We start from the raw sequence: 3096 nt of genomic DNA on the forward strand, positions 1-3096 counted from the left end.
CGTATATTTTTTGGCGCTGCCGGAATCGGGATATATCAACGGACAAATCATCAGCCCGAATGGGGGCTGGATTACCTGAAGCTGGCGAAAGACCAGGGCATAACAGGTTTTCTTCAAGGGCATATTAAGATCATATCCAAGAGAAGGAGGATTTAATATGTCAACAGAATCGACGGTCATCAAGAATTTTGATACCTGGAAGAAATTTCTGGGCGAGCGTGTGGTGCAGGCTGAGAAAGTCGGCATGAGCGAGGATACCATTGCCAAGCTCGCTTTTGAAATCGGGGAATTCCTCGACAAGAAGGTTGATCCGCAGAACGCCTCGAACCGGGCGATCAAAGAACTGTGGGATGTGGGCGACGAAAGCCAGCGGCATACGATTGCCTCCCTCATGGTCAAGCTGGCGAAGCAAAACGCATAGCCTGAGCGGAACAAGCTCCCCTAGCGGGAGCTTTTCTGCAATTGTGTGGGCTTTCCGCCTTGCCTTTCAATTTTATTTTATATATCATTAACATGACCCGTGAACCTGAAAGATTGTCGCATCCTGGTGTTATGTGGCGAATCAAGGCTCGGGACAGGGAATTTACTTTACGAGGTGTACAAGTTGGAATACAAAGAGTGGTACATGGAATACAAGATACATAAGAACAGACCCGGACTTCTCGGCGATATCGCGTCAATGCTCGGTATGCTGGAGGTCAATATCCTGACCATCAACGGAGTGGAGGATAAGACGCGGGGGATGCTGCTTGAAACAAATGACGATGAGAAGATCATGCTGATGGGCGAAATGCTCAAAAAGGTTGAAAATATAACGGTAACCGCCCTGCGCTCACCGCGCCTGGTCGACAAGCTGGCCGTCAGACACGGGAGGTATATTGACCGGGATTCGGATGACCGGAAGACCTTCCGGTTTACCCGGGATGAGTTGGGTCTCTTGGTCGATTTTCTCGGAGAACTGTTCAAACGTGAAGGCAATCAGGTGATCGGCCTCCGGGGAATGCCGCGAGTGGGCAAGACGGAATCGATTATCGCCGGAAGTGTTTGCGCGATGAAGCGCTGGACCTTCGTTTCCTCGACGATGCTCCGCCAGACCGTTCGCAGCCAGCTTGCCGAGGATGAGATGAATCCAAATAATATTTTTATTATCGATGGCATTGTCAGTACGATCCGTTCCAATGAGAAGCATTACAATCTGCTTAAAGATATCATGACTATGCCGAGTACGAAGGTTATTGAGCACCCGGACATCTTCGTCCGCGAGTCGGAATACACCTATGACGATTTCGATATTCTGATCGAGCTGCGCAATAACCCCAGTGAAGAGATTCTTTATGATACCTTCACGATCAGCTACAGCGACGATTTATAATTAGAGAGACACGAGGAGGAGGCAAAGGAATGTCGGAACTGGGCCGGCAATTGAAGGAGGCTCGTCTGCAAAAGGGAATGAGTCTTGACGATGTGCAGGAAGTAACGAAAATCCGCAAGAAATATCTGGAGGCCATTGAGACGGGGGACTATAAGGTGCTTCCCGGCAGTTTTTATGTTCGGGCTTTTATCAAGACTTATGCGGAGGCGGTGGGCGTTAATCCCGATGAGCTTGTGCAGGAGCCGGGAAGCGTTCCTGTACCCAAGGAGGAGCCCTCCACTATGGAATCTGTGCTTCAAAAGCGCAGCCGCAGGCCCGAGGCCGACCGGAACGCCAAATGGCTTCCGACACTCTTGATGTGGATTTTTCCGGTATTGATTATTGCGGTTATTTATATGTACGCTTCGAACTGGGGCAAATCGGACAACGAGCAAACCGATCCCAATCCGATTACGACAAGCACTCAGACTCCCGCCCCTTCACCCTCGGCCGGACCGGCTGGAGCGACCCCGGCCGCTTCGGCAGGGACCGATGTCGGAGCAGGGGCCGCAGCTACAGCTTCGCCTTCCTTGTCTCCGTCCCCATCTCCTTCGGCTTCGCCGTCTCCTTCGCCGGGCGCGGAAGGCGGCACGGTTGTCGAGGACCGGAAATCGGGCAAGACTACCGTGTTTAAGGTGACAGGCACGAATCCGCAGGTAGTGATTACCGCGACGGGAGAAAGCTGGCTTGAGGTATATAAAGGCACCAACTCCAAGGGAGAGAAGCTTACCTTTGGAAAGACGGCTGCGGGAGACACGATGACCTTTTCTCTGGACAGCGCAGGCATGTACATTAAATCCGGCTACTCACCCGCTACGCAGATTACCGTGAACGGACAGGTGATAACCGACGGGAAGTCCACAACGCGCATCTTGCTGGAGCTCGATAACGGTACGGGGGCGGCAAGCGAGACGCCTGTAGACAGCGCGGATGGGCAAACGACTGACAGCGGAGAAACTGTCGAGGGCGGCAGCACAGGCCAATAAGCTGACTGAAACGCATAGACTCTGCTATGTTTGGAGAACCTAAGGACCGGTTAACAGTTCATCCATCAAAGCGAGGTGTGCAGTCAATGACGGTCAGCTGGATTGTAATCGCCCTGGGCATTATTGTCAGCCTGCTTGGGTACTACTTGACGCCCGGAGCCTGGGGCTACGGTATCTTGGGCTTCGGTCTTGCGCATATCGTTCTGGGGATCTTGGATATGTTCCGGGCCCCGGTCCGCAGCAGATGACAGGCGTGCCGCAGAGCGCCTCCGGCAGAAGGGAAGTCCCCTTTGAAGGAGGCGTATTTTTATGCGCTCAGGCCGTGTAACAATTGCCGGTTAGACTTGGCCTTTTCTTTTTCATATAATAGTAGCTGAAATAATGTACGCAAAGGACGTGGAAATATGGCTTCGGAAAGCTCATTTGATATTGTATCCAAAATGGACGTTCAGGAATTGACCAATGCGGTTCACCAGACGGAGAAGGAAATTCAAAACCGCTTTGATTTCAAAGGAAGCAAGAGCAGCCTCAAGCTGGAAAAGGACGCGCTGACTATCATATCCGACGACGAATATAAGCTGAACGCGGTTATTGATATTTTGCAATCGAAGATGGTTAAGCGCGGCATTTCGCTCAAAAGTCTCGATTTTGGCAAAGTCGAGCCTGCCTCTCTGGGAACGGTTCGTCAGCGGCTCCGGC

General features: G+C 51.9%; 5 protein-coding genes and 1 pseudogene. All 6 read left to right on the forward strand.

What is annotated here, in order from left to right; all coding sequences use genetic code 11:
• Positions 1–79 (forward strand): annotated as a pseudogene (locus tag L692_RS32055) (3-oxoacyl-ACP reductase); the annotation flags it as partial.
• 78 nt (positions 80–157) lie between these two features.
• Positions 158–421, forward strand: a complete 264-nt coding sequence (locus L692_RS0121135; RefSeq protein ID WP_025702012.1) for a DUF3243 domain-containing protein — start codon at positions 158–160, stop codon at positions 419–421.
• A gap of 183 nt (positions 422–604) precedes the next feature.
• The gene (locus L692_RS0121140; RefSeq protein ID WP_025702013.1) at positions 605–1372 is read left to right on the forward strand and encodes a DUF3388 domain-containing protein; all 768 of its coding nucleotides are present in this window, start codon (positions 605–607) and stop codon (positions 1370–1372) included.
• A gap of 29 nt (positions 1373–1401) precedes the next feature.
• Positions 1402–2397 (forward strand): helix-turn-helix domain-containing protein, encoded by a 996-nt coding sequence (locus L692_RS0121145; RefSeq protein ID WP_025702014.1) that lies wholly within the window; start codon positions 1402–1404, stop codon positions 2395–2397.
• 86 nt (positions 2398–2483) lie between these two features.
• Entirely contained in the window at positions 2484–2645 is a 162-nt protein-coding gene (locus L692_RS33085) for a hypothetical protein (protein ID WP_198027800.1), read from the forward strand.
• 156 nt (positions 2646–2801) lie between these two features.
• A partial coding sequence (locus tag L692_RS0121155) for a nucleotide-binding YajQ family protein (RefSeq protein ID WP_025702015.1) occupies positions 2802–3096 on the forward strand: 295 nt, incomplete at its 3' end.

Origin of the sequence: Paenibacillus forsythiae T98 (assembly GCF_000520735.1) — a bacterium.
GTDB classification, from domain to species: domain Bacteria; phylum Bacillota; class Bacilli; order Paenibacillales; family Paenibacillaceae; genus Paenibacillus_AQ; species Paenibacillus_AQ forsythiae.